The sequence below is a fragment of the Defluviimonas sp. D31 genome, assembly GCF_033436765.1.
Taxonomy (GTDB): Bacteria; Pseudomonadota; Alphaproteobacteria; order Rhodobacterales; family Rhodobacteraceae; genus Albidovulum.
Genome location: NZ_JAWQFN010000003.1, coordinates 1 through 18,574 on the forward strand (window position 1 = coordinate 1; position 18,574 = coordinate 18,574).

The following is an 18,574-nucleotide window of genomic DNA, read 5'->3' on the forward strand; positions in this document are numbered from 1 at the left end:
CATCCTGTCGGACAACCTTGAAAGCAGTTTGCGGATCATGCGGAAACTCTTCTGCGGCACGCGACCCGGCCTAGCTAGGCGTGAACCGCACGCCTGTAAAGGCCGGCGGCGACACGGGGCATCCCCGGCCGGGGAGGTGACGCATGTTTGTCAATTGACCGACCGGTCGTTCGGCGTAGCATTGGAACGCGCCGCGATCGGGAATCAGAGAATGAACCAGACCGAGACCCCGGGCGTCGGGCCGGGGCTGCCCGACACGCCCGATGCCTTGAGCCCCGACCGGCGCCTCGCAGCCGGGGTCCGCGGCCAATGAAGCCCGCCGACATGACCCCGCAGGAGCTGGCCGAAGCCGCCGCGCAGGCGATGTGGGCGGGTGACGCCGCCTCGCAGCGGCTCGGCATGACGCTCGACCGGATCGCGCCGGGCGCGGCGGTCCTGTCGATGACCGTCACCGACGCGATGGCGAACGGGCATGGCACCTGCCACGGCGGCTACATCTTCACGCTCGCCGACAGCGCATTCGCCTTCGCCTGCAATTCCCACAACCGGGTCGCGGTGGCGCAGCAGTGCAGCATCACCTACCTGATCCCGGCGCGGACCGGCGACCGCCTGACCGCCACCGCGCGCGAGATCGTCCGGCGTGAGCGCTCGGGGATCTACGACGTAAGCGTGACCAATCAGGACGGCGCGACCGTCGCGGAGTTCCGCGGCCATTCGCGCGTCGTTCCGGGCAGCCATCTGCCGGGCTGACCGGGCATCATCCGCGCAGCCGCGAGAAAGAGGAAAGACATGGCCCGCACCCGCGCGGAAGACTTCGACGCCAAGCGGCGCGCGATCCTGACGAGCGCCGCGGCGGTCTTTGCCGACCAGGGGATGGAGAAGGCCTCGATGGCCCGCATCGCCGCGCAGTCGGGCGTGTCGAAATCGCTGCTCTACCACTATTACCCGAGCAAGGCCGAGCTGATCTTCTCGATCATCCACACCCATCTTGAGGAGCTCGACGCCGCCATCGCGACAGCCGACGATCCAGAACTTCCACCCGAGGCCCGGCTGCGCGCATTGGTGCGCGCGGTGATCGAGACCTACCGGGACGCCGCCGACCAGCACAAGGTGCAGCTCAATGCCGGGCCGGTGCTGGGCGAGGCCGAGAAGGCCGAGATCCTTGTGGTAGAGCGGCGCATCGTGCGGCGTTTCTCGGCGGTGCTCGCAGTTGTGAACCCGGCGCTCGGGGAGGGCGACGGGCGCAATCTCATGCCGGTGACGATGTCGCTCTTCGGGATGATGAACTGGGTCGATCAGTGGTTCCGCGAGGGCGGACCGGTCAGCCGGGCGGACTATGCCGACCTCGCCACCACGCTGATCCTCGACGGCGTCCGCGCGGTGCGCTGAGGCGCCTACTTGGGCGGCCAGACCTTCGCGACCATCGTCAGGACGTCGTATTCCGCGACCGCCTCATCCCTCTGGTTCGTCACCCGGCAGTCCCAGCGCACCTCGCCGTAATCGGCATTGGCGCGGGGGTTGATTTCCTTCGCGGTCAGCCGCACCCGGAGCGTGTCGCCGGGATAGACAGGGGTCAGGAAGCGCAGGTTGTCGATGCCGTAATTGGCCAGGACCGGACCCGGCGCAGGATCGACGAAGAGCCCGGCGGCGAAGGAAACGATGAGGTAGCCGTGTGCCACGCGGCCCTCGAAGAACGGGTTCGCCTTCGCCGAGGCCTCGTCCATATGGGCGTAGAACGTGTCGCCGGTGAAGCTGGCGAAGTGCTCGATATCGGCGAGCGTGACCTCGCGCGTGCCGGTGACGAGCTGGTCGCCGATCTTGACGTCGGCGAGCGACTTGCGGAACGGATGGGTGCCTTCCGCGGCCGCCGCGCCCTCGCTCCAGCGCCCGGTCACGGCGGCGAGCAGACGCGGCGACGCCTGCACCGCGGTGCGCTGCATGAAATGGGCGATGCCGCGCACCCCGCCCATCTCCTCGCCGCCGCCGGCGCGGCCCGGCCCGCCGTGGACGAGCATCGGAAGGGGCGAGCCGTGCCCGGTCGAGGATTTCGCGGCCGCGCGATTGCCAATCAGGATGCGGCCGTGGAACGGCGCCATGCCGATCACCGCTTCCTCGGCTACGCCCGGATCATCGGTGAAGAGCGAGGCGACGAGCGACCCCTTGCCCCGCTGGGTCAGCGCCACCGCCTCCTGCAATTCGTCATAGGGCATGAGAGTGGCGACCGGGCCGAAGGCCTCGACATCGTGGACCGCCCCGGCCGCGCCGGGCCGGTCGCAGTAAAGCAGCACCGGGCCGAGGAAGGCGCCCGCTTCGGCGTCACCCGAGGCGAGCACCACCCGGTCGGGATCGCCCGCGACGATTTCGGCCTCGGCGCGCAGGTCGCGGGTCCGCGCGCGGACCTCCTCGCGCTGCGCGTGGCTCGCGAGCGGTCCCATCCGCGTCGCCTCGGCGGCGGGGTTGCCGATGGCGGTCCGCGCCAGCCGCTCACGTAGGGTCGCGATGACGGGCTCGGCATGGGGGCGCGGCACGAAGATGCGGCGGATCGCGGTGCATTTCTGCCCCGCCTTCACCGTCATTTCGCGCGCCACCTCCTTCGCGAAGAGGTCGAACTCCGGTGTGCCCGGCCCGGCATCGGGGCCGAGAACCGAGGCGTTGAGGCTGTCCGCCTCCATCGTGAACGGCACCGAATTCGTAACGATCGCGGGATGGGTGCGCAGGCGCCGCCCGGTTTCAGCCGAGCCGGTGAAGGTCACCACGTCCTGCCCGGTGACATGGTCAAGAAGGTCGCCCGCCGCGCCCGAGACGAGTTGCAACGCACCCTCGGGCAGGATCCCGGTCTCGACGATCTTGCGCACCATCAGTTCCGTCAGATAGGCGGTCTGGCTCGCCGGCTTGATCAGCGCCGGCATGCCGCCAAGCAGCGTCGGCGCGAGTTTCTCCAGCATCCCCCAGCAGGGGAAGTTGAAGGCGTTGATATGGACCCCGACGCCATGCCGCGGCGTTAGGATGTGTTGGGCGGAAAAGCTCTGGTCCTTCGACAGGGGCTCCACCGCGCCCTCGGTCAGGACGCGGCTATTGGGCAGTTCGCGCCGCGCCTTCGAAGCATAGGAGAGAAGCGTGCCGATGCCGCCCTCGATGTCGATCCAGCCATCGGCGCGGGTGGCGCCGGTGGCATAGCTCTCGGCGTAGAAAAGCTCCTTCATCTCCATGAGCTTCAAGCCCAAAGCCTTCAGCATCAGTGCCCGCTCGTGGAGCGTCATCGCGCGCAGGGCCGGCCCGCCCACACGCCGCCCCCAGTCGAGTGCCGCGGCGAAGTCGAGCCCGCTAGCGTCGATAACGGCGACCGGCGCTCCGGTCGCGGCATCGCGCAGAACGGTGCCGTCGCCCGCGCCCCGCTGCCAGTGCCCGGCGAGATAGCTTTCAAGCCGGCGCGGCTTTACGGACGCATCCATCACCGCCCCCCGATCCGAAGCCCGAGCCCGCCCAGCGCGGCCTCGGCGGCGGCTTTCCAGTCCGCCAGAAGCGTCTCGTTCGGCCGGTGCCGCAGGCCGAGCCGCTCCAGCATCCCGAACCGCTCCGACCCGGCGCGGCCGAAGGTCTCGGCCACCTTGGGCCACCAGTAGGACAGCGCCGCCTGCGCCTTGGCCCGGCCCGATGGCGTCGCCACGATCTGGCGCAGGCCTTCGAGGCCAAGCGCGGCATGGCGCGCTTCGACGGGCGCGATCTCGCGGAAGGTCTCGGCCAAGGGCGCGTAGGAGACGCGCGACAGCTCGAGGAGCTGTACCTCGGTCGCAAGCCCCATGAGCACGTTCATCGCCACCGCGTCGACCCAGCCCGTCAAGGGATAGTGAAAGACGGACAGCCGCATGTCGGCACCCGCCCGGACCTGGCCGAGATCGGCGTCGCGCGCCACCCGCGCCGCCCAGGGATGGCGGGTGGCGTAGCGCGCGGTATCGGCGCCGAACTCGCCCATGATCTCCAGCACCCGGCCGGCATGGCCGGTCTTTTCCGCGACGATCCGCGCCGCCGCGATCCGCGCCGTGATCCCCGGCGCGTCGTTGATCCGCTCGGCGAAGCCCGCCGCCCCGGCGAGCTCGCTGTCGACGAAGGAGGCCATGAGCCGCATCAGCTCGCCCCGGTAGCGCGCCGGCACGTTGTCGGGCGAGGTCAGGACGCCGCCCTCGGCCAGGTAGTCCTCGATCCGCATCGCCTCTGCCATCTCTCCCTCACTCGTCGTAGCTGAGCGCCACCCGGTCGGTGAGCGGGCGCGACTGGCAGGTGAGCACATAGCCCTGCCTCACCTCGTAATCCTCGAGCGCATGGTTCACCGCCATCTCGACCTCGCCCTCGGTCACCCGCGCGCGGCATGTCGAACAGACCCCGGCCTTGCAGGCATAGGGCGCGTCGATCTGGTGGGCGAGGGCCGCTTCCAGAAGGCTCGGCCCCTCCTTCTCGATCCGGAAGGTCCGCGCCGTGCCGTCGAGCGTCACCGTCGCCTCGGTCGCGTGGGCCGAAGCCGCCGCCGTCACCGACACCGCCTTCTGCTTCGCCCGCCCCGGCTGGCCGGAGGCGAAAAGCTCGAACTTGATCCGGTCGTCCGCGATCCCGTGCGCGCGCAGCGATTTCGCGATCGCCAGCATCATCGGCTCCGGCCCGCAGATGAAGGCCATGTCGACCGATCCGGGGTCGATCCAGGACCGGAACAGCGCCTCCATCTTCGCCGCGTCGACGAGGCCGGTGAAAAGCTCGATCTCCTGCGCCTCGGTCTCCAGCACATGCAGGATCGAGAGCCGGCCGAGGTGCAGGTTCTTCAGATCCTCCAGTTCCTCGCGGAACATGATCGAACTGATCTGGCGGTTGGCATAGACGAGCGTGAAGCGTGATTTCGGCTCGCGGGCGAGCACGGTCCGGATGATCGACAGCACCGGCGTGATCCCGGAGCCGCCGGCGAAGCCGAGGCAGTGCCGGGCCTGCGACGGCTCGATAGGTGCATGGAAGCGGCCCATCGGCGGCATCGCCTCCAGCACCGCGCCGACGGCCAGTTCCTCGTTCGCCCAGGTCGAGAAAGCCCCGCCCTCGACCCGCTTGATGCCGACGCGGAGCGTGCCGTCGTCGAGCCCCGAGCAGATCGAATAGGAGCGGCGCAGTTCCTCGCCGTCGAAGGCGCGGCGGAAGGTGAGGTACTGGCCTTGCAGGAAGTGGAACGCGGCGCGGTCGGCCTCGCGCGGGGCGAGCGTCACCACCACCGCGTCGCGTGTGTCGTGGCGGAGGTCGGTGACCGTCAGGGGGTAGAAGCGCGCCATGCCGGGTCCGGCCTCCTCAGTGGCATTTGAAATAGTCGAAGGGTTCAAGGCATTCCTTGCAGCGCCACGCGGCCTTGCAGGGAGTGGAGCCGAATTGGCTGATCCGCTCGGTATTCGCCGAGCCGCAACGCGGGCAGGGTACCGTCAGGTTGGCACCGGAGAGCCGGGTCGCGCGGGCGATGGTGCGTCCGTCCGGCGCGGTGCCGTCGATCGGCGGGGCGATGCCGTAGGCACGGAGCTTCTCGCGCCCCTCGGTGGAGATCCAGTCGGTCGACCAGGGCGGCGAGAGGCGGCGTTCGATGCGCAAGTCTTCGATGCCCTCCGCGCGGAGCTTGGCCTCGATGTCGAGGTTGATCGCGGTCGTGGCCGGGCAGCCCGAATAGGTCGGCGTGACGGTGACGACGAGCGTTGCGCCCTGCCATTCGACGTCTCGGACGATGCCGAGATCGGTGACCGAGATCACCGGGATCTCCGGGTCGGGCACTTCGGCGAGCCAGCGCCAGATATGGTCGGAGGCGGGCCGCATCGGCTTACCACACCGCGCCCGGATAGGCGCGCTGGAGGAACTGCATCTCGGCGAGAATGTAGCCCAGATGCTCGGTGTGGTTGCCGATCCGGCCGCCCTTGTGGCTGAAATCGGTGTCGGGCGCGGTCAGGGTGGCTTCCGAGAGAACCTCGTCCACCTTCGCCTGCCAGACCGGCTTCAGCGCGGCGGGATCGGGCGCGATCCCGGCCGTCGCCATCGCGGCGTCGGTGGAATCGGCAAGGAACATCTCGCCCGCATAGGGCCAGATGTCGTCAAGCGCGGCCTGCATCCGGCCATGACTCTCCTCGGTGCCGTCGCCGAGCCGGACCACCAGATCGGCGGAGCGTTCGAGGTGATAGGCGACCTCCTTAACCGCCTTCTCCGCGATCGCCGCCACCTGCGTGTCGGCCGAGGTGCAAAGCGCGGAAAGCATCGCATGATGCCAGGCGTCGAACAGAAACTGCCGCATCAGGGTCTGGCCGAAATCGCCGTTCGGGCGCTCGACGAGAAGGAGGTTCCGGAACGCCCCCGCATCGCGCAGGAACGCCAGATCGTCGGCCGTCCGCCCCTTGCCCTCGACCTCCGCCGCGAGCCCGAGCCAGAGCTGGGTCTGGCCGATGAGGTCGAGCGCGGTATTGGCGAGCGCGATGTCCTCCTCCAGCACCGGCGCATGGCCACACCATTCCGAGACCCGGTGGCCGAGGATCAGCGTGTTGTCCCCCATCCGGGTGAGGAACTCGAAAAGGTGAGCCTCGGCCATCACATGTGCCCCGCCTCGTCGGGAATGTCGAAGAAGGTCGGATGCCGGTAGACCTTGGAATTCGACGGATCGAAGAGCGGCCCCTTCTCCGACGGCGCCGAGGCGACGATATCGTCGGACTTCACCGCCCAGATCGAGACGCCCTCGTTCCGCCGCGTATAGACGTCGCGGGCATGGCGGATCGCCATCTCGGCATCGGGCGCGTGCAGGCTGCCGACATGGCGGTGGTTGAGCCCGTGCTGACCGCGGATGAATATCTCCCACAGGGGCCATTCGCTCGACATCATACCCTCCTCATTCGGCCGCGACGCCGCGCTTGGCGGCCTTCCGGGCATGCGCCATCAGCCCCTCGCGGAACCAGGCGCCGTCCTCCCAGGCCGTCACGCGGGCGGCCATGCGTTCCCTGTTGCAGGGGCCGTTGCCGGCAAGGACGGCGTAGAACTCCTCCCAGTCGGGCTCGGTGAAGTCGTAGCCGCCCTTGTCCTCGTTCCATTTCAGGTCCGGGTCGGGCACCGTGAGGCCGAGGTACTCGGCCTGCGGCACGGTCTGGTCGACGAATTTCTGGCGAAGCTCGTCATTGGTGTTGATCTTGATCTTCCAGGCCATCGACTGCGCGGAATGGACCGAGTCCTTGTCCGAGGGACCGAACATCATCAGCGAGGGATACCAGAATCGGTTCAGCGCATCCTGCGCCATCGCCTTCTGCGCAGGCGTGCCCTTGAGGCACATCTTGATCAGGATGTCGTAGCCCTGCCGCTGGTGGAAACTCTCCTCCTTGCAGATGCGGATCATCGCGCGGGAGTAGGGCCCGTAGGAGGTGCGCTGCAGCGGCACCTGGTTCATGATCGCGGCCCCATCGACGAGCCAGCCGACCGCGCCGATATCGGCCCAGGTCAGCGTCGGGTAGTTGAAGATCGAGGAATACTTCATCGAGCCGTCATGGAGCTTCGCGATCAGCGCGTCGCGGCTCACCCCAAGGGTCTCGGCGGCGGAATAGAGGTAAAGCCCGTGGCCGGCCTCGTCCTGCACCTTGGCGAGCAGGATCGCCTTGCGCTCCAGCGTCGGCGCGCGGGTGATCCAGTTGCCTTCGGGAAGCTGGCCGACGATCTCGGAATGGGCGTGCTGGCCGATCTGGCGGATCAGCGTCCTTCGGTAGCCCTCGGGCATCCAGTCCTTGGGCTCGATCTTCTCGCCGGCCTCGATCCGGTCCTGAAAGGCCGCCTCCTCGGGCGTCATCTCCTCGCGGCTCTTCAACCGCTTCGCTTCGGTCTTGACCATCTGGGCGTACATCTTCGCCTCCCTTCAGGTGCGTTCGAGGATGAGCGCGATGCCCTGCCCGACACCGACGCACATGGTGCAGAGCGCATAGCGCCCCTCGCGGCGGCGGAGTTCATACATCGCGGTGGTGACCAGCCGGGCGCCGCTCATGCCCAGGGGATGGCCGAGCGCGATGGCGCCGCCATTGGGATTCACATGGGGAGCGTCGTCCGCCAATCCAAGCTCCCGCAGGACCGCGAGCGCCTGCGCCGCGAAGGCCTCGTTGAGCTCGATCACATCCATCTGGCCGAGCGTCAGCCCGGCGCGGGCGAGCACCTTGCGCACCGCCGGCACCGGTCCGATCCCCATGACGCGCGGCTCTATGCCCGCCGCCGCCATCGCGACGACCCGCGCCTTCGGTGCAAGCCCCTGCGCCTTCGCCGCATCGGCGGAGGCGACGATCAGCGCCGCCGCGCCGTCGTTGACGCCCGAGGCATTGCCCGCCGTCACCGTGAGCTCCGGCCCGTTGATGCCCCTGAGACGGGCAAGCTGCGCCGCGTCCGTCTCGGGGCGCGGATGCTCGTCGGCCCCGATGATCACCGGCGCGCCCTTCCGCTGCGGTATCTCCACCGGCGCGATCTCCTCCGCAAAGCGCCCGGCATCCGCCGCCTCGGCCCAGCGCCGCTGGCTTCGGAGCGCGAAGGCGTCCTGATCGGCGCGGCTGATGCCATAGTCGGCGGCGACGTTGTCGGCGGTCTCGGGCATAGACTCGGTGCCGTAGCGCCCCTGCATCGCCGGATTGACGAAGCGCCAGCCGATCGTCGTGTCGTAGACCGCGTTGGCGCGGGCGAACGCCGCCTCGGCCTTCGGCATCACGAAGGGCGCGCGGCTCATGCTCTCGACCCCGCCGGCGATCACCAGATCGCAGTCGCCCGAGCGGATCGCGCGGGCCGCCATGCCGACCGCGTCGATCCCGGAGCCGCAGAGTCGGTTGACCGTCGTCCCCGGCACCGCCACCGGCATCCCGGCGAGAAGCGCCGCCATCCGCGCGACGTTGCGGTTGTCCTCACCCGCCTGGTTGGCGCAGCCATATACGAGATCGTCGACCGCGGCCCAGTCCACGCCCGGATTGCGCGCCATCAGCGCCTTGAGCGGCAGCGCGGCGAGATCGTCGGCCCTGACCCCCGCCAACGCGCCGCCATAGCGCCCGATCGGGGTGCGAACGGCATCGCAGATGAACGCCTCGGCCATTCCCGCTTCCTCCCGATCGGGGCCCCGCGAGCCCCTGCCTATTCATTAACCGACCGGCCGGTCAGTTATATAGCGGCGCCACGCCTCGGCCAAACGATTCGTTTCTCGGGCCGCCTGCACGCCCCGTCCCGCCGCCTAAGCCTTTACGAAATCATGGCACGGAGCCGGGCAAAAGGGAAACGCGACCGGCCAGCCCGGCACGCCGGACGCGGAAACTTGAATGGACAGGCCCCGCCCCCGCCCCTAGCATCGTCGCACAGCCTCAGGAGGATCCCATGCCCTTGCCGCTCGCCCCGATCGCCGGTTTCGCCATCCGCTACGGCGCACTCGCCGTCGCCGCCTACGGGCTCCGGCGCGCGCTGCGCAAGGGCCGCACCGACCAGCGCGCCGAGGATGTGCTCGACGACATGGACGAGGGGCTTGCCGTCCACCGTCCAAAGGATCGCGGCCAGACCAACGCCGCGGCGCGATTCCGCCGGGTTGTCCGCTTCGGCGGCACCGCGGTCGAGATCGACGCCGCCGCCCTGGGCCGGTTCCGGCTCCGCAAGGTCTGAGCGCCCGGAATGCGGCTCTATCATTCGCCGACGACGCCCTTCGGGCGCAAGGTCGTGGTGGCCCTCCAAGAGACCGGCCAGGCCGCCGATGTCGAGATCGTTGCCGCGATCGGCGGGCCGCTCGATCCCGGCTCGCTGCCGGTGGCGCAGAACCCGCTCGGCAAGATCCCCGCGCTTGAACGCGACGACGGGCCGGCGCTCTATGACAGCCGGGTGATCTGCCGCTATCTCGACGCGCGCGCGGGCGGGCGGCTCTACCCGCCCGAGCCGCGGCTGTGGGAGGTGCTGACACTCGAGGCCACCGCCGACGGGATTCTCGATGCGGCGATCCTGATGCTCTACGAATCGCGGCTGAGGCCCGAGGAGCGGCGCTACGAGGCCTGGACCGAAGCCCAATGGGCCAAGATCGCCCGCGCGCTCGATTCGCTCGAGACACGCTGGATCGACCATCTCGGCGGTCCCATCGACATGGGCCAGATCGCCGCCGCCTGCGCGCTTTCCTATCTCGACTTCCGCCACGGCCAGCGCGACTGGCGCTCCGGCCGCCCCAGACTCGCAGCCTGGCACGAGGGCTTCGCCCGCCGCGCCAGCATGGTCGCGACCGAGCCGCAGGGCTGACGTCGCGGCCCGGGCACGCCAAATCCACAGCAATGAGCGGCCCACAGCCCTGACGCGGTTGCGTCACAGTGCCGCCTTGCGCCCGAATGTCCGCTGGACGGGCTTGAATTTGACCGCTAATAACCGCCCGGGAAGGCTGCGGGAGACCGCGGCCCGTTCGTCGCAGGGCCGGTCATCCGGTCAGGAAAGGGAGAATGTTTCCGTGTCCCAAGCAGAAGACCATACCGGCACGAGGAGGGATTTCCTCTACTACGCCACCGCCGGGGCCGGCGCGGTTGCGGGCGGCGCCGCCGTCTGGACCCTCGTCGACCAGATGAACCCCTCCGCCGACGTCCAGGCGCTGTCGTCGATCTTCGTCGACATCTCCGGCGTCGAGACCGGCACCCAGCTCACCGTGAAGTGGCGCGGCAAGCCGGTCTTCATCCGCCGCCGCACGGCCGAAGAGATCGAATCCGCCCGCGCCGTCGAGGTGAGCGAACTCGTAGATGCCGACGCGCGCAATGCCAACGGCACGGCCGGGGCGCCCGCGACCGACGAGAACCGGGCGATGGACGAGGCCGGCGAATGGCTGGTGATGATGGGCGTCTGCACCCATCTCGGCTGCGTGCCGCTCGGTGACGGCGCCGGAGACTTCGGTGGCTGGTTCTGCCCCTGCCACGGCTCGCACTACGACACGTCGGGCCGCATCCGCCGCGGTCCCGCGCCCGAGAACCTGCCGGTTCCGACCGCGGCCTTCACCGACGAATCCACGATCAAACTGGGCTGAGGGGACTGACCATGGCTGGTATTCCGCACGACCATTACGAGCCCAAGACGGGCTTCGAGCAGTGGCTTCACCGCCGCCTGCCGATCGTCGGCCTCGCTTACGACACGCTGATGATCCCGACACCGAAGAACCTGAACTGGTGGTGGATCTGGGGCATCGTCCTCGCGTTCTGCCTGGTGCTGCAGATCGTCACCGGCATCGTTCTCGCGATGCATTACACGCCGCATGTCGACAAGGCCTTCGCCTCGGTCGAACACATCATGCGCAACGTGAACGGCGGCCACATGCTGCGCTACATTCACGCCAACGGCGCGTCGCTGTTCTTCCTCGCCGTCTACATCCACATCTTCCGCGGCCTGTTCTACGGCTCCTACAAGGCCCCGCGCGAGATCACCTGGATCGTCGGCATCCTGATCTTCCTGGCGATGATGGGCACCGCCTTCATGGGCTACGTGCTTCCCTGGGGCCAGATGTCGTTCTGGGGCGCCACGGTGATCACCGGCCTCTTCGGCGCGATCCCGGGCATCGGCGAGCCGATCCAGACCTGGCTCCTCGGCGGGCCGGCCGTGGAAAACGCCACGCTGAACCGCTTCTTCTCGCTCCACTACCTGCTTCCCTTCGTGATCGCGGCACTCGTTGCCGTCCACATCTGGGCGTTCCACTCCACCGGCAACAACAACCCGACCGGCGTCGAGGTGCGGCGCGGTTCGAAGGCCGAGGCCGAGAAGGACACGCTGCCGTTCTGGCCCTATTTCGTGATCAAGGACCTCTTCGCGCTCGGCATCGTTCTGCTGGTCTTCTTCGCGATCGTCGGCTTCATGCCGAACTACCTCGGCCACCCGGACAACTACATCGAGGCGAACCCGCTGGCGACGCCCGCGCATATCGTGCCGGAGTGGTACTTCCTGCCCTTCTACGCGATCCTGCGCGCCTTCACCGGCGACGTCTGGCTGGTGCAGCTGGTGCAGTTCATCACCTTCGGCATCGTCGACGCGAAGTTCTTCGGGGTCGTGGCGATGTTCGGCTCGATCGCGGTTCTCGCGATCGTGCCCTGGCTCGACACCTCCTCGGTGCGCTCGGGCCAGTACCGGCCGATGTTCCGCTGGTGGTTCTACCTCCTCATCATCGACTTCGTGGTGCTGATGTGGGTGGGCGCGCAGCCGGCAGAGGGGATCTACACCTGGATCTCTCTCATCGCCTCGGCTTACTGGTTCGCCTATTTCCTCGTGATCCTGCCGCTTCTGGGCGTGATCGAGAAGCCGCTGGCGCAGCCGGCGACGATCGAGGAAGACTTCAACGCGCATTACGGCGCCAAGGCCCACGCGGCCGAGTGACGGAAAGGACCGATTGAGATGCTGAGGAAAATCGCAATCACGGCGGCCTCCGTTCTGGCGCTTTCGGGCGCGGCCCTTGCGGCTGGCGGCGGCGAGCAGCACATCGAGGACGTGGCCTTCTCCTTCGAGGGCCCGTTCGGGAAGTATGACGAGCACCAGCTCCAGCGAGGGCTGCAGGTCTATACCGAGGTCTGCGCCGGCTGCCACGGCATGAAGCTGGTTCCAATCCGCTCGCTGTCGGACGAGGGCGGGCCGCATCTGCCGGAAGACCAGGTGCGCGCCTATGCCACCCAGTTCACCGCGATCGACAAGGACACCGGCGAGGAGCGCGAGGCGACGCCGAACGACTTCTTCCCCAAGTCCGCGCTCTCGAACGCGCCCGACCTGAGCCTGATGGCCAAGGCGCGCGCGGGCTTCCACGGGCCTTACGGCACCGGGATCAACCAGTTCTTCCGCGGCATCGGCGGTCCGGAATACATCTATTCGATCCTCACCGGCTATACCGGCCACGAGGTCGAGCAGGCCGGGACGACCTTCTACGAGAACAAGGCTTTCCCGGGCGGGCTGATCGCGATGAACCCGCCGCTCTCGGACGGGCAGGTCGAATATGCCGACGGGCACGACAACTCGGTGCATCACATGGCCGAGGATGTCGCGGCCTTCCTGATGTGGACGGCCGAGCCGAAGATGATGGCGCGCAAGCAGGCGGGCTTCGTCGCCGTGCTGTTCCTAGGGCTCCTGACGGTGCTTCTGTACCTGACCAACAAGCGGCTCTGGGCGCCCCACAAGGGCAAGAAGAAGGTCCAGGCCTGACAGCGGAGCCGGGGGCGCTGCCCCCGGACCCCCGGGGTATTTCGGCAATGAAGAAAACGAGGCGCGTCCCTTCGGGGGCGCGTTTTCATTTTCCGAGATAGGCGGCGAGCGCGGGCGGCGGGTTGTCGAGGAGCGCGGCCGTCGGTTGCGGCGGATGGGCGACGCCCCCGGCAACGACGATGGTCTCGGGCGCGAAGCGGCGGGCGTCGGCGGGGTCGTGGCTGACCATCAGAACCGTGGCGCCGGTCTCGGCGGCGATCTCGGCCACGAGGTCGAGCATCTCGGCCTTGAGCGCGGGGCCGAGGGCCGCGAAGGGCTCGTCGAGCAGCATCAGGGGCCGGGCACGCAGGAGCGCGCGGGCGAGCGCCACACGGCTTTGCTGGCCGCCCGAGAGCTTGGCGGGCCGGCGCGCCTCGAGCCCGGCTAGGCCGGTGCGCTCCAGCGCGCGGGCGACGGCGGCGCGTTCGGCCGGCGACAGGCGGAGGTCGGGGCGCAGGCCGAGGCCGACGTTTTCGGCCACGGTCAGGTGCGGAAAGAGGTTCTGGTCCTGAAAGAGGATCGAGAGCGGCCGGCGCGCCGGCGGCTGCCGGGTGATGTCGGCACCGTTCCAGAGGACGCGGCCGCTGGCGGCGGGGTAGAAGCCCGCGATCACCGACAGAAGCGTCGACTTGCCGGCGCCGGAGGGGCCGATCACCGCGACGCGGGCGCCGGCGGCGACGCTGAAATCGGCGGTGAGCCGGAAGTCGTCCTGAGTGATGACGAGGGTGTCAAGCCTGAGCATCGGCGCGGCCTCCGCGGTCGAGGATCCAGAAGAGCGCAAGGCTGAGGGCAAGGAGCAGCACCGCCGCGCCGGCGGCGTCGGCCATACGGTAGGCGCCCATCAGCCGGTAGAGTTGCAGGGGCAGCGTCGCCCGCTCGGCATCGGCAAAGAGCGCGATGACGCCGAGATCGCCCATCGAGAGCGCCGCCGTCAGCCCGGCGGCGAAGCCGAGCGGTTGGCGCAGCCGCGGCAGGGTGAGGTGCCGGAGCCGCGCGGCACCGGAGAGCCCCAGGCTTTCGGCGAGCCGCCCGTAATCGGTTTCGAGGTCGCGCGCCGCGGGGATCAGAGCCCGCAGGCAGAAGGGCAGCGCCATCACCGCGTTGACGGCGGCGGTGACCGGCAGGGCAAGCGCGGCGGGGCTCGCGAGCCCGCGGAGGAGCAGAAAGAGGCCGGTGCCGATGACGAGCGCCGAGGTCGCGAGGGGCAGCATGCCGATGGTTTCGAGAAGCCGGCCCTTCGAGCGGGCGATTGCGAGCGCGAGCGGCAGCGCGAGGGCGATCGCGAGGGCCGTCGAGGCGAGCGCTACGAGAAGCGAGCGCTGGGCGGCCTCCCAGACCGGGGCGGGTAGCGTCGCGAGGCTTGGCAGGCCCGCGAGGATCACGGCGGCGAGGGGCGCGAGGAGAAAGAGGCTCGCGACCGAGATCGCGGCCGCGTCCTGCAGCTTCAGGGGAAGCGTCGCCGCATCGGGCCGGGCGAGCGCACGGTCAAGCCCGGCGCCGAAGCCCGCGGGCAGGGTGAGGCGGGCGGCGGCGAGGGTCGCCGTGGCGCAGAGCGCGAGCTGCAGGCTCGCGAGCTGAGCGGCGCGGCCGAGGTCGAAATCGAAGCGGAACGCCTGGTAGATCGCAAGCTCGACCGTCGTCGCCTTCGGGCCGCCGCCAAGTGTCAGCGCGACGGCGAAACTGGTGAGGCAGATCAGGAAGATGGTGACGAAGATGCCGGGGCCGAGCGCGCGCAGCATCGGCCGTTCTAGATGGCGGGATATGTCGGTGCTGGAAAAGCCGAGCGCGGCGGCGAGGCGGAAGCGCTCGGCCGGGATCCCGCGCCAGCCCTGAAGGAGGAGCCGCACCGCGAGGGGCAGGTTGAGAAAGACATGGGCGAGGACGACGCCCGACAGCCCGTAGATCGAGACCCGCTCCGCCCCCAGCGCGGCGAGCGCGTCGTTCAGGAGCCCGGCGCGGCCGAAGATCGCGAGGATCCCCATCACTGCGACGATCACCGGCAGGATGAAGGGCGCGCCAAGGAGCGTGATGAGGACGCCCCGGCCGGGAAACCGGCGCCGGGCGAGCGCGCGCGCGACGGGGATGGCGAGGAGGAGGCTGAGGGCCGCAGAAAGGGCCGCCTGGGTCACGGTGAAGCGCAGCGCCGCCCAATCGGCCGGGCCGAGGCTGCCGAGCCCCCCGGCGCGGTGGATCACCGCGCCGAGCGTGCCGAGCGTGAGCGCGAGGATCAGCGTCGCCGCGATCCCCGCGCCGGCGCCGAGGCCCGGGCTCAGCGGCTGAGCGCGGTCTGCCATTCGGCAAGTGCCGCGTCGCGGATCGCGGCGGCCTCGGTGGCGGAATAGAGCAGGCTCTTTTCCGGCCGGATCAGGGTCTCGAAACCCTTGGGCAGGCCGGCCGCCGGGGTGACGGCCGGGTACATCCAGTTGGTTTCCGGTATGAGCGACTGGAACGCGTCTGAGGTCATGAAGGCGAGGAAGCGGTCGGCCAGCGCGCCCTGGTCGGTGCCGGCGAGCTTCGCGGCGACCTCGACCTGCAGGTAATGGCCCTCGGTGAAGGGGGCCGCCGCCTTGGTGTCGTCGCTCTCGGCGATCAGGTGATAGGCGGGCGAGGTGGTGTAGGAGAGCACCATGTCGGCCTCGCCCTCGAGGAAGAGCCCATAGGCCTCGGACCAGCCCGGCGTCACCGTGACGATATTGTCGGCGAGCCCCGCCCAGATCTCGGGCGCGCGCTCGCCATAGGCCTGCTTGACCCAGTAGAGAAGCCCGAGGCCGGGGGTGGAGGAGCGCGGATCCTCGATCACGATTGTCAGGTCGGAGGCGGCGAGCGCCTCGAAATCGGCCGGGACAGTCTCGGTTTTCGTTCTGTCGTAGACGAAGGCGAACTGACCCCAGTCATAGGGCACGAAGATGGGGTCGGCCCAGTCGATGGGCAGGCTCCAGCTCACGTCGAGCGCCGGGTGGTCGGCGAAAAGCCCGCTGTCGGCGGCCTTCGCGGTCAGGTTGGTGTCGAGCCCGAGCACGATATCTGCCTCGGTGCTGTCGCCTTCGAGGAGCACGCGCGCAAGCAGCGCCGCGCCGTCGCCGGACGCGACGAAGTTGAGATCGCAGCCGCATTCGGCCTCGAAGGCGGCCTCGACCTGCGGCCCCGGCCCCCATTCGGAGACGAAGCTGTCATAGGTGTAGACGGTCAGCACGGGCTTGTCCTGCGCGGCGGCGGTGGTGGCGCACAGGAGACCCGCGATCATCAGGGAATGTCTCATCTCTCATCCTCCAATGGTCAGGCGGGCGGAGATGGTGGTGGCGCGGGGCCGGACCTTCCCTCCGCCGGTCTTAACCGGTTCAGGTTCTACGGGTTCGCGTTGCCGCATCTCAGCCCTGGATCGAGGGCACCCCGAGGTGGGGCGCACCATAGCGCCGGCAGGGCGTGGCGCAAGCGGAAACGCGAGGGAGGGGCGCTGCCCCTCGCCCCGGACCTGGTCCGGGGCTCACGCCGGGATATTTCGGGCAAGATGAAGGGGGGCGGGGCCGAGAATGCTTGAGCGGCGGCGCGGGCTTCGCTATGCCGCGAAGGCAAAGGAGCCCGCCCATGAGCCTCAACACGTTCGGACACCTCTTCCGCGTCACCACCTGGGGCGAGAGCCACGGGCCGGCGCTCGGCGCGACGGTCGACGGCTGCCCGCCGGGCGTGGCGGTCGACGAGGCGATGCTGCAGCACTGGCTCGACCGGCGGAAACCGGGGCAGTCGAAGTACACGACCCAGCGGCGCGAGCCGGATGCGGTGCGCATTCTCTCCGGCGTCTTCGAGGGGCGGACCACCGGGACGCCCGTGCAGCTGATGATCGAGAACACCGACCAGCGCTCGAAGGATTACGGCGAGATCGCGCAGCGGTTCCGCCCCGGTCACGCCGACATCACCTACTGGCAGAAATACGGGATCCGTGATCCGCGCGGCGGCGGCCGTTCCTCGGCGCGCGAGACGGCGGCGCGGGTGGCGGCCGGCGGCGTCGCGCGCGAGGTGCTGAAGCTGCTCGCGCCCGAGGTCCGGATCACGGGCTACATGGTGCAGATGGGGCGGCTGAAGGCCGACCGCGACCGCTTCGACATGGCGGAGGTGGAGAACAACCCGTTCTGGTGCCCCGATGCCGCGTCGGCGGCGATCTGGGCCGAGCATCTCGACGAGCTTCGGAAGTCCGGCAATTCTGTCGGTGCGGTCGTCGAGGTCGTGGCCTCGGGCGTGCCGGCGGGACTCGGCGCGCCGGTCTACGGAAAGCTCGACACCGATCTCGCCGCCGCGATGATGTCGATCAACGCGGTGAAGGGTGTCGAGATCGGCGCCGGCATGGCGGCGGCGGAGCTGACCGGGGTCGAGAATGCCGACGAGATCTTCATGGGCAATGACGGCCGACCGGCCTATTCCACGAACCACGCCGGCGGCATCCTCGGCGGCATCTCGACCGGGCAGGACGTGGTGGTGCGCTTCGCGGTGAAGCCGACCTCGTCGATCCTGACGCCGCGCAAGACCATCTCCATTTCCGGCGAGGAGAGCGAGATCGTCACCAAGGGCCGCCACGACCCCTGCGTCGGCATCCGCGCGGTGCCGGTAGGCGAGGCGATGATGGCCTGCGTGATCCTCGACCACCTGCTTCTGGACCGGGCGCAGACCGGCGGCGCGCGGGGTCCGATCGGGGCGTCGTGACCTTCGCGCCGCTCCGCGAGGCGTTGCGAACGGCGCTGGCCGAGTGCGGTGGAGACCGGGACGCCGCGCATGACCTCGCCCATGCCGACCGGGTCTGGGCCAATGCCCGCGCGATCGCGACAGGCGAGGGCATGGCGCCGACGCGGGTCTTGCTCTGTGCCGCCTACCTGCATGACCTCGTGACCCTGCCCAAGGACCACCCCGACCGCGCCCGCGCCGCCGCACTGTCGGCCGAGGCGTCCGGCCCGATCCTCACGGCGCTCGGCCTCGCCCCGGAAGAGATCGCGGCGTCGGCCCATGCGATCGCGGCGCACAGCTATTCCGGCGGGGTCGCGCCACGCACCCCGGAGGCGGCGATCCTGCGCGACGCCGACCGGCTGGAGGCTTTGGGCGCCATCGGCATTGCCCGCTGTTTCGCGGTCTCCGCCGCGCTCGGCCGGCCGCTCTTCGACGGCGCCGATCCCTTCGCCGCGACGCGCCCGGTCGACGACCGGGCCTTTGCGCTCGACCATTTCGCCGTGAAGCTCCTCAAGCTGCCGGAGACCTTCCTGACCACGACCGGGCGGCGCATGGCCGAGGCCCGCGCCGCCACGATGCATCGCTATCTCGCCGAACTGGCCACGGAACTTGGCCAGCCGGCGCCGGACTGGTAGCGGGC

Annotated in this window: 21 protein-coding genes and 1 riboswitch; of the genes, 10 read left to right on the forward strand and 11 right to left on the reverse strand. The window is 69.4% G+C overall.

Features of this window, described 5'->3' with window-relative positions; translation table 11 throughout:
• From R5H32_RS06435 to R5H32_RS06445, 3 genes are all read left to right on the forward strand, one after another.
• The coding region (locus tag R5H32_RS06435; RefSeq protein WP_318337868.1) for a hypothetical protein at positions 1 to 313 on the forward strand (313 nt) is incomplete at its 5' end.
• An 11-nt stretch (positions 314 to 324) separates the two neighbouring features.
• Complete coding sequence (gene paaI, locus R5H32_RS06440; protein WP_318337869.1) at positions 325 to 750, forward strand: hydroxyphenylacetyl-CoA thioesterase PaaI; 426 nt, start codon at positions 325 to 327, stop codon at positions 748 to 750.
• A gap of 39 nt (positions 751 to 789) precedes the next feature.
• The gene (locus R5H32_RS06445) at positions 790 to 1,389 is read left to right on the forward strand and encodes a TetR/AcrR family transcriptional regulator (protein WP_318337870.1); all 600 of its coding nucleotides are present in this window, start codon (positions 790 to 792) and stop codon (positions 1,387 to 1,389) included.
• 5 nt (positions 1,390 to 1,394) lie between these two features.
• On the opposite strand, the gene paaZ is transcribed toward R5H32_RS06445, so the two are convergent.
• Genes paaZ through pcaF form a run of 8 tightly spaced genes read right to left on the reverse strand, consistent with a single transcriptional unit; the run spans position 1,395 to position 9,097 of the window.
• Complete coding sequence (paaZ, locus tag R5H32_RS06450) at positions 1,395 to 3,452, reverse strand: phenylacetic acid degradation bifunctional protein PaaZ (RefSeq protein WP_318337871.1); 2,058 nt, start codon at positions 3,450 to 3,452, stop codon at positions 1,395 to 1,397.
• Positions 3,452 to 4,219, reverse strand: coding sequence for a Phenylacetic acid catabolic protein (locus R5H32_RS06455; RefSeq protein WP_318337872.1), 768 nt, complete (start codon positions 4,217 to 4,219; stop codon positions 3,452 to 3,454). Before R5H32_RS06455 ends, paaZ begins: the two co-directional genes overlap by 1 nt.
• Positions 4,220 to 4,226: 7 nt before the next feature.
• Positions 4,227 to 5,303 (reverse strand): 2Fe-2S iron-sulfur cluster-binding protein, encoded by a 1,077-nt coding sequence (locus R5H32_RS06460; RefSeq protein ID WP_318337873.1) that lies wholly within the window; start codon positions 5,301 to 5,303, stop codon positions 4,227 to 4,229.
• A 16-nt stretch (positions 5,304 to 5,319) separates the two neighbouring features.
• Positions 5,320 to 5,829 (reverse strand): 1,2-phenylacetyl-CoA epoxidase subunit PaaD, encoded by a 510-nt coding sequence (gene paaD, locus R5H32_RS06465; RefSeq protein ID WP_318337874.1) that lies wholly within the window; start codon positions 5,827 to 5,829, stop codon positions 5,320 to 5,322.
• Between the two features lie 4 nt (positions 5,830 to 5,833).
• Complete coding sequence (paaC, locus tag R5H32_RS06470; RefSeq protein WP_318337875.1) at positions 5,834 to 6,589, reverse strand: 1,2-phenylacetyl-CoA epoxidase subunit PaaC; 756 nt, start codon at positions 6,587 to 6,589, stop codon at positions 5,834 to 5,836.
• Positions 6,589 to 6,873: a 1,2-phenylacetyl-CoA epoxidase subunit PaaB gene (gene paaB / locus R5H32_RS06475; RefSeq protein WP_263335383.1), complete on the reverse strand. Its 285-nt coding sequence runs from the start codon at positions 6,871 to 6,873 to the stop codon at positions 6,589 to 6,591. The genes paaC and paaB overlap by 1 nt, the downstream gene beginning before the upstream one ends.
• Before the next feature lie 10 nt (positions 6,874 to 6,883).
• On the reverse strand, positions 6,884 to 7,879 hold the full coding sequence (gene paaA, locus R5H32_RS06480) for a 1,2-phenylacetyl-CoA epoxidase subunit PaaA (RefSeq protein ID WP_318337876.1): 996 nt from the start codon (positions 7,877 to 7,879) through the stop codon (positions 6,884 to 6,886).
• A 12-nt stretch (positions 7,880 to 7,891) separates the two neighbouring features.
• The gene (pcaF, locus tag R5H32_RS06485) at positions 7,892 to 9,097 is read right to left on the reverse strand and encodes a 3-oxoadipyl-CoA thiolase (protein WP_318337877.1); all 1,206 of its coding nucleotides are present in this window, start codon (positions 9,095 to 9,097) and stop codon (positions 7,892 to 7,894) included.
• 275 nt (positions 9,098 to 9,372) lie between these two features.
• Between pcaF and R5H32_RS06490 the strand changes: the two genes are divergently transcribed.
• The 5 genes from R5H32_RS06490 to R5H32_RS06510 all read left to right on the forward strand — a co-directional run bounded on the left by R5H32_RS06490 (position 9,373) and on the right by R5H32_RS06510 (position 13,182).
• On the forward strand, positions 9,373 to 9,651 hold the full coding sequence (locus R5H32_RS06490) for a hypothetical protein (RefSeq protein ID WP_318337878.1): 279 nt from the start codon (positions 9,373 to 9,375) through the stop codon (positions 9,649 to 9,651).
• 9 nt (positions 9,652 to 9,660) lie between these two features.
• Positions 9,661 to 10,269, forward strand: a complete 609-nt coding sequence (locus tag R5H32_RS06495) for a glutathione S-transferase (protein WP_318337879.1) — start codon at positions 9,661 to 9,663, stop codon at positions 10,267 to 10,269.
• A 202-nt stretch (positions 10,270 to 10,471) separates the two neighbouring features.
• Positions 10,472 to 11,035, forward strand: coding sequence for a ubiquinol-cytochrome c reductase iron-sulfur subunit (gene petA, locus R5H32_RS06500; protein ID WP_318337880.1), 564 nt, complete (start codon positions 10,472 to 10,474; stop codon positions 11,033 to 11,035).
• An 11-nt stretch (positions 11,036 to 11,046) separates the two neighbouring features.
• Positions 11,047 to 12,369 carry a cytochrome b gene (gene petB / locus R5H32_RS06505; protein WP_318337881.1) on the forward strand — a complete coding sequence of 441 codons (1,323 nt, stop codon included), beginning with the start codon at positions 11,047 to 11,049 and terminating at the stop codon, positions 12,367 to 12,369.
• Between the two features lie 18 nt (positions 12,370 to 12,387).
• On the forward strand, positions 12,388 to 13,182 hold the full coding sequence (locus R5H32_RS06510) for a cytochrome c1 (protein WP_318337882.1): 795 nt from the start codon (positions 12,388 to 12,390) through the stop codon (positions 13,180 to 13,182).
• Between the two features lie 85 nt (positions 13,183 to 13,267).
• Here the strand turns inward: R5H32_RS06510 and R5H32_RS06515 are convergent, their stop codons facing one another.
• The 3 genes from R5H32_RS06515 to thiB are packed head-to-tail and all read right to left on the reverse strand — an operon-like array spanning position 13,268 to position 16,480.
• Positions 13,268 to 13,963, reverse strand: coding sequence for an ATP-binding cassette domain-containing protein (locus R5H32_RS06515; protein ID WP_318337883.1), 696 nt, complete (start codon positions 13,961 to 13,963; stop codon positions 13,268 to 13,270).
• Complete coding sequence (locus R5H32_RS06520; protein WP_318337884.1) at positions 13,950 to 15,515, reverse strand: ABC transporter permease subunit; 1,566 nt, start codon at positions 15,513 to 15,515, stop codon at positions 13,950 to 13,952. Before R5H32_RS06520 ends, R5H32_RS06515 begins: the two co-directional genes overlap by 14 nt.
• The gene (gene thiB, locus R5H32_RS06525) at positions 15,491 to 16,480 is read right to left on the reverse strand and encodes a thiamine ABC transporter substrate binding subunit (RefSeq protein ID WP_318337885.1); all 990 of its coding nucleotides are present in this window, start codon (positions 16,478 to 16,480) and stop codon (positions 15,491 to 15,493) included. The genes R5H32_RS06520 and thiB overlap by 25 nt, the downstream gene beginning before the upstream one ends.
• Positions 16,481 to 16,519: 39 nt before the next feature.
• A riboswitch (TPP riboswitch) is annotated at positions 16,520 to 16,624 on the reverse strand.
• A 182-nt stretch (positions 16,625 to 16,806) separates the two neighbouring features.
• Here thiB and aroC point away from each other — a divergent pair.
• Positions 16,807 to 17,916 (forward strand): chorismate synthase, encoded by a 1,110-nt coding sequence (gene aroC, locus R5H32_RS06530; RefSeq protein ID WP_318337886.1) that lies wholly within the window; start codon positions 16,807 to 16,809, stop codon positions 17,914 to 17,916.
• Positions 17,913 to 18,569 carry an HD domain-containing protein gene (locus R5H32_RS06535; protein WP_318337887.1) on the forward strand — a complete coding sequence of 219 codons (657 nt, stop codon included), beginning with the start codon at positions 17,913 to 17,915 and terminating at the stop codon, positions 18,567 to 18,569. Before aroC ends, R5H32_RS06535 begins: the two co-directional genes overlap by 4 nt.
• The last annotated feature ends 5 nt before the right edge of the window (positions 18,570 to 18,574 follow it).

What these genes read in the sequence shown, in the direction of transcription:
- aroC (WP_318337886.1), top strand. Translation starts at nt 16,807, where the DNA reads ATGAGCCTCAACACGTTCGGACACCTCTTCCGCGTCACCACCTGGGGC.
- R5H32_RS06460 (WP_318337873.1), bottom strand. Translation starts at nt 5,303, where the DNA reads ATGGCGCGCTTCTACCCCCTGACGGTCACCGACCTCCGCCACGACACA.
- R5H32_RS06510 (WP_318337882.1), top strand. Translation starts at nt 12,388, where the DNA reads ATGCTGAGGAAAATCGCAATCACGGCGGCCTCCGTTCTGGCGCTTTCG.
- paaC (WP_318337875.1), bottom strand. Translation starts at nt 6,589, where the DNA reads ATGGCCGAGGCTCACCTTTTCGAGTTCCTCACCCGGATGGGGGACAAC.
- paaZ (WP_318337871.1), bottom strand. Translation starts at nt 3,452, where the DNA reads ATGGATGCGTCCGTAAAGCCGCGCCGGCTTGAAAGCTATCTCGCCGGG.
- R5H32_RS06495 (WP_318337879.1), top strand. Translation starts at nt 9,661, where the DNA reads ATGCGGCTCTATCATTCGCCGACGACGCCCTTCGGGCGCAAGGTCGTG.
- R5H32_RS06445 (WP_318337870.1), top strand. Translation starts at nt 790, where the DNA reads ATGGCCCGCACCCGCGCGGAAGACTTCGACGCCAAGCGGCGCGCGATC.
- R5H32_RS06490 (WP_318337878.1), top strand. Translation starts at nt 9,373, where the DNA reads ATGCCCTTGCCGCTCGCCCCGATCGCCGGTTTCGCCATCCGCTACGGC.
- paaA (WP_318337876.1), bottom strand. Translation starts at nt 7,879, where the DNA reads ATGTACGCCCAGATGGTCAAGACCGAAGCGAAGCGGTTGAAGAGCCGC.
- petB (WP_318337881.1), top strand. Translation starts at nt 11,047, where the DNA reads ATGGCTGGTATTCCGCACGACCATTACGAGCCCAAGACGGGCTTCGAG.
- R5H32_RS06520 (WP_318337884.1), bottom strand. Translation starts at nt 15,515, where the DNA reads ATGGCAGACCGCGCTCAGCCGCTGAGCCCGGGCCTCGGCGCCGGCGCG.
- thiB (WP_318337885.1), bottom strand. Translation starts at nt 16,480, where the DNA reads ATGAGACATTCCCTGATGATCGCGGGTCTCCTGTGCGCCACCACCGCC.
- R5H32_RS06515 (WP_318337883.1), bottom strand. Translation starts at nt 13,963, where the DNA reads ATGCTCAGGCTTGACACCCTCGTCATCACTCAGGACGACTTCCGGCTC.
- pcaF (WP_318337877.1), bottom strand. Translation starts at nt 9,097, where the DNA reads ATGGCCGAGGCGTTCATCTGCGATGCCGTTCGCACCCCGATCGGGCGC.
- paaB (WP_263335383.1), bottom strand. Translation starts at nt 6,873, where the DNA reads ATGTCGAGCGAATGGCCCCTGTGGGAGATATTCATCCGCGGTCAGCAC.
- R5H32_RS06455 (WP_318337872.1), bottom strand. Translation starts at nt 4,219, where the DNA reads ATGGCAGAGGCGATGCGGATCGAGGACTACCTGGCCGAGGGCGGCGTC.
- paaD (WP_318337874.1), bottom strand. Translation starts at nt 5,829, where the DNA reads ATGCGGCCCGCCTCCGACCATATCTGGCGCTGGCTCGCCGAAGTGCCC.
- paaI (WP_318337869.1), top strand. Translation starts at nt 325, where the DNA reads ATGACCCCGCAGGAGCTGGCCGAAGCCGCCGCGCAGGCGATGTGGGCG.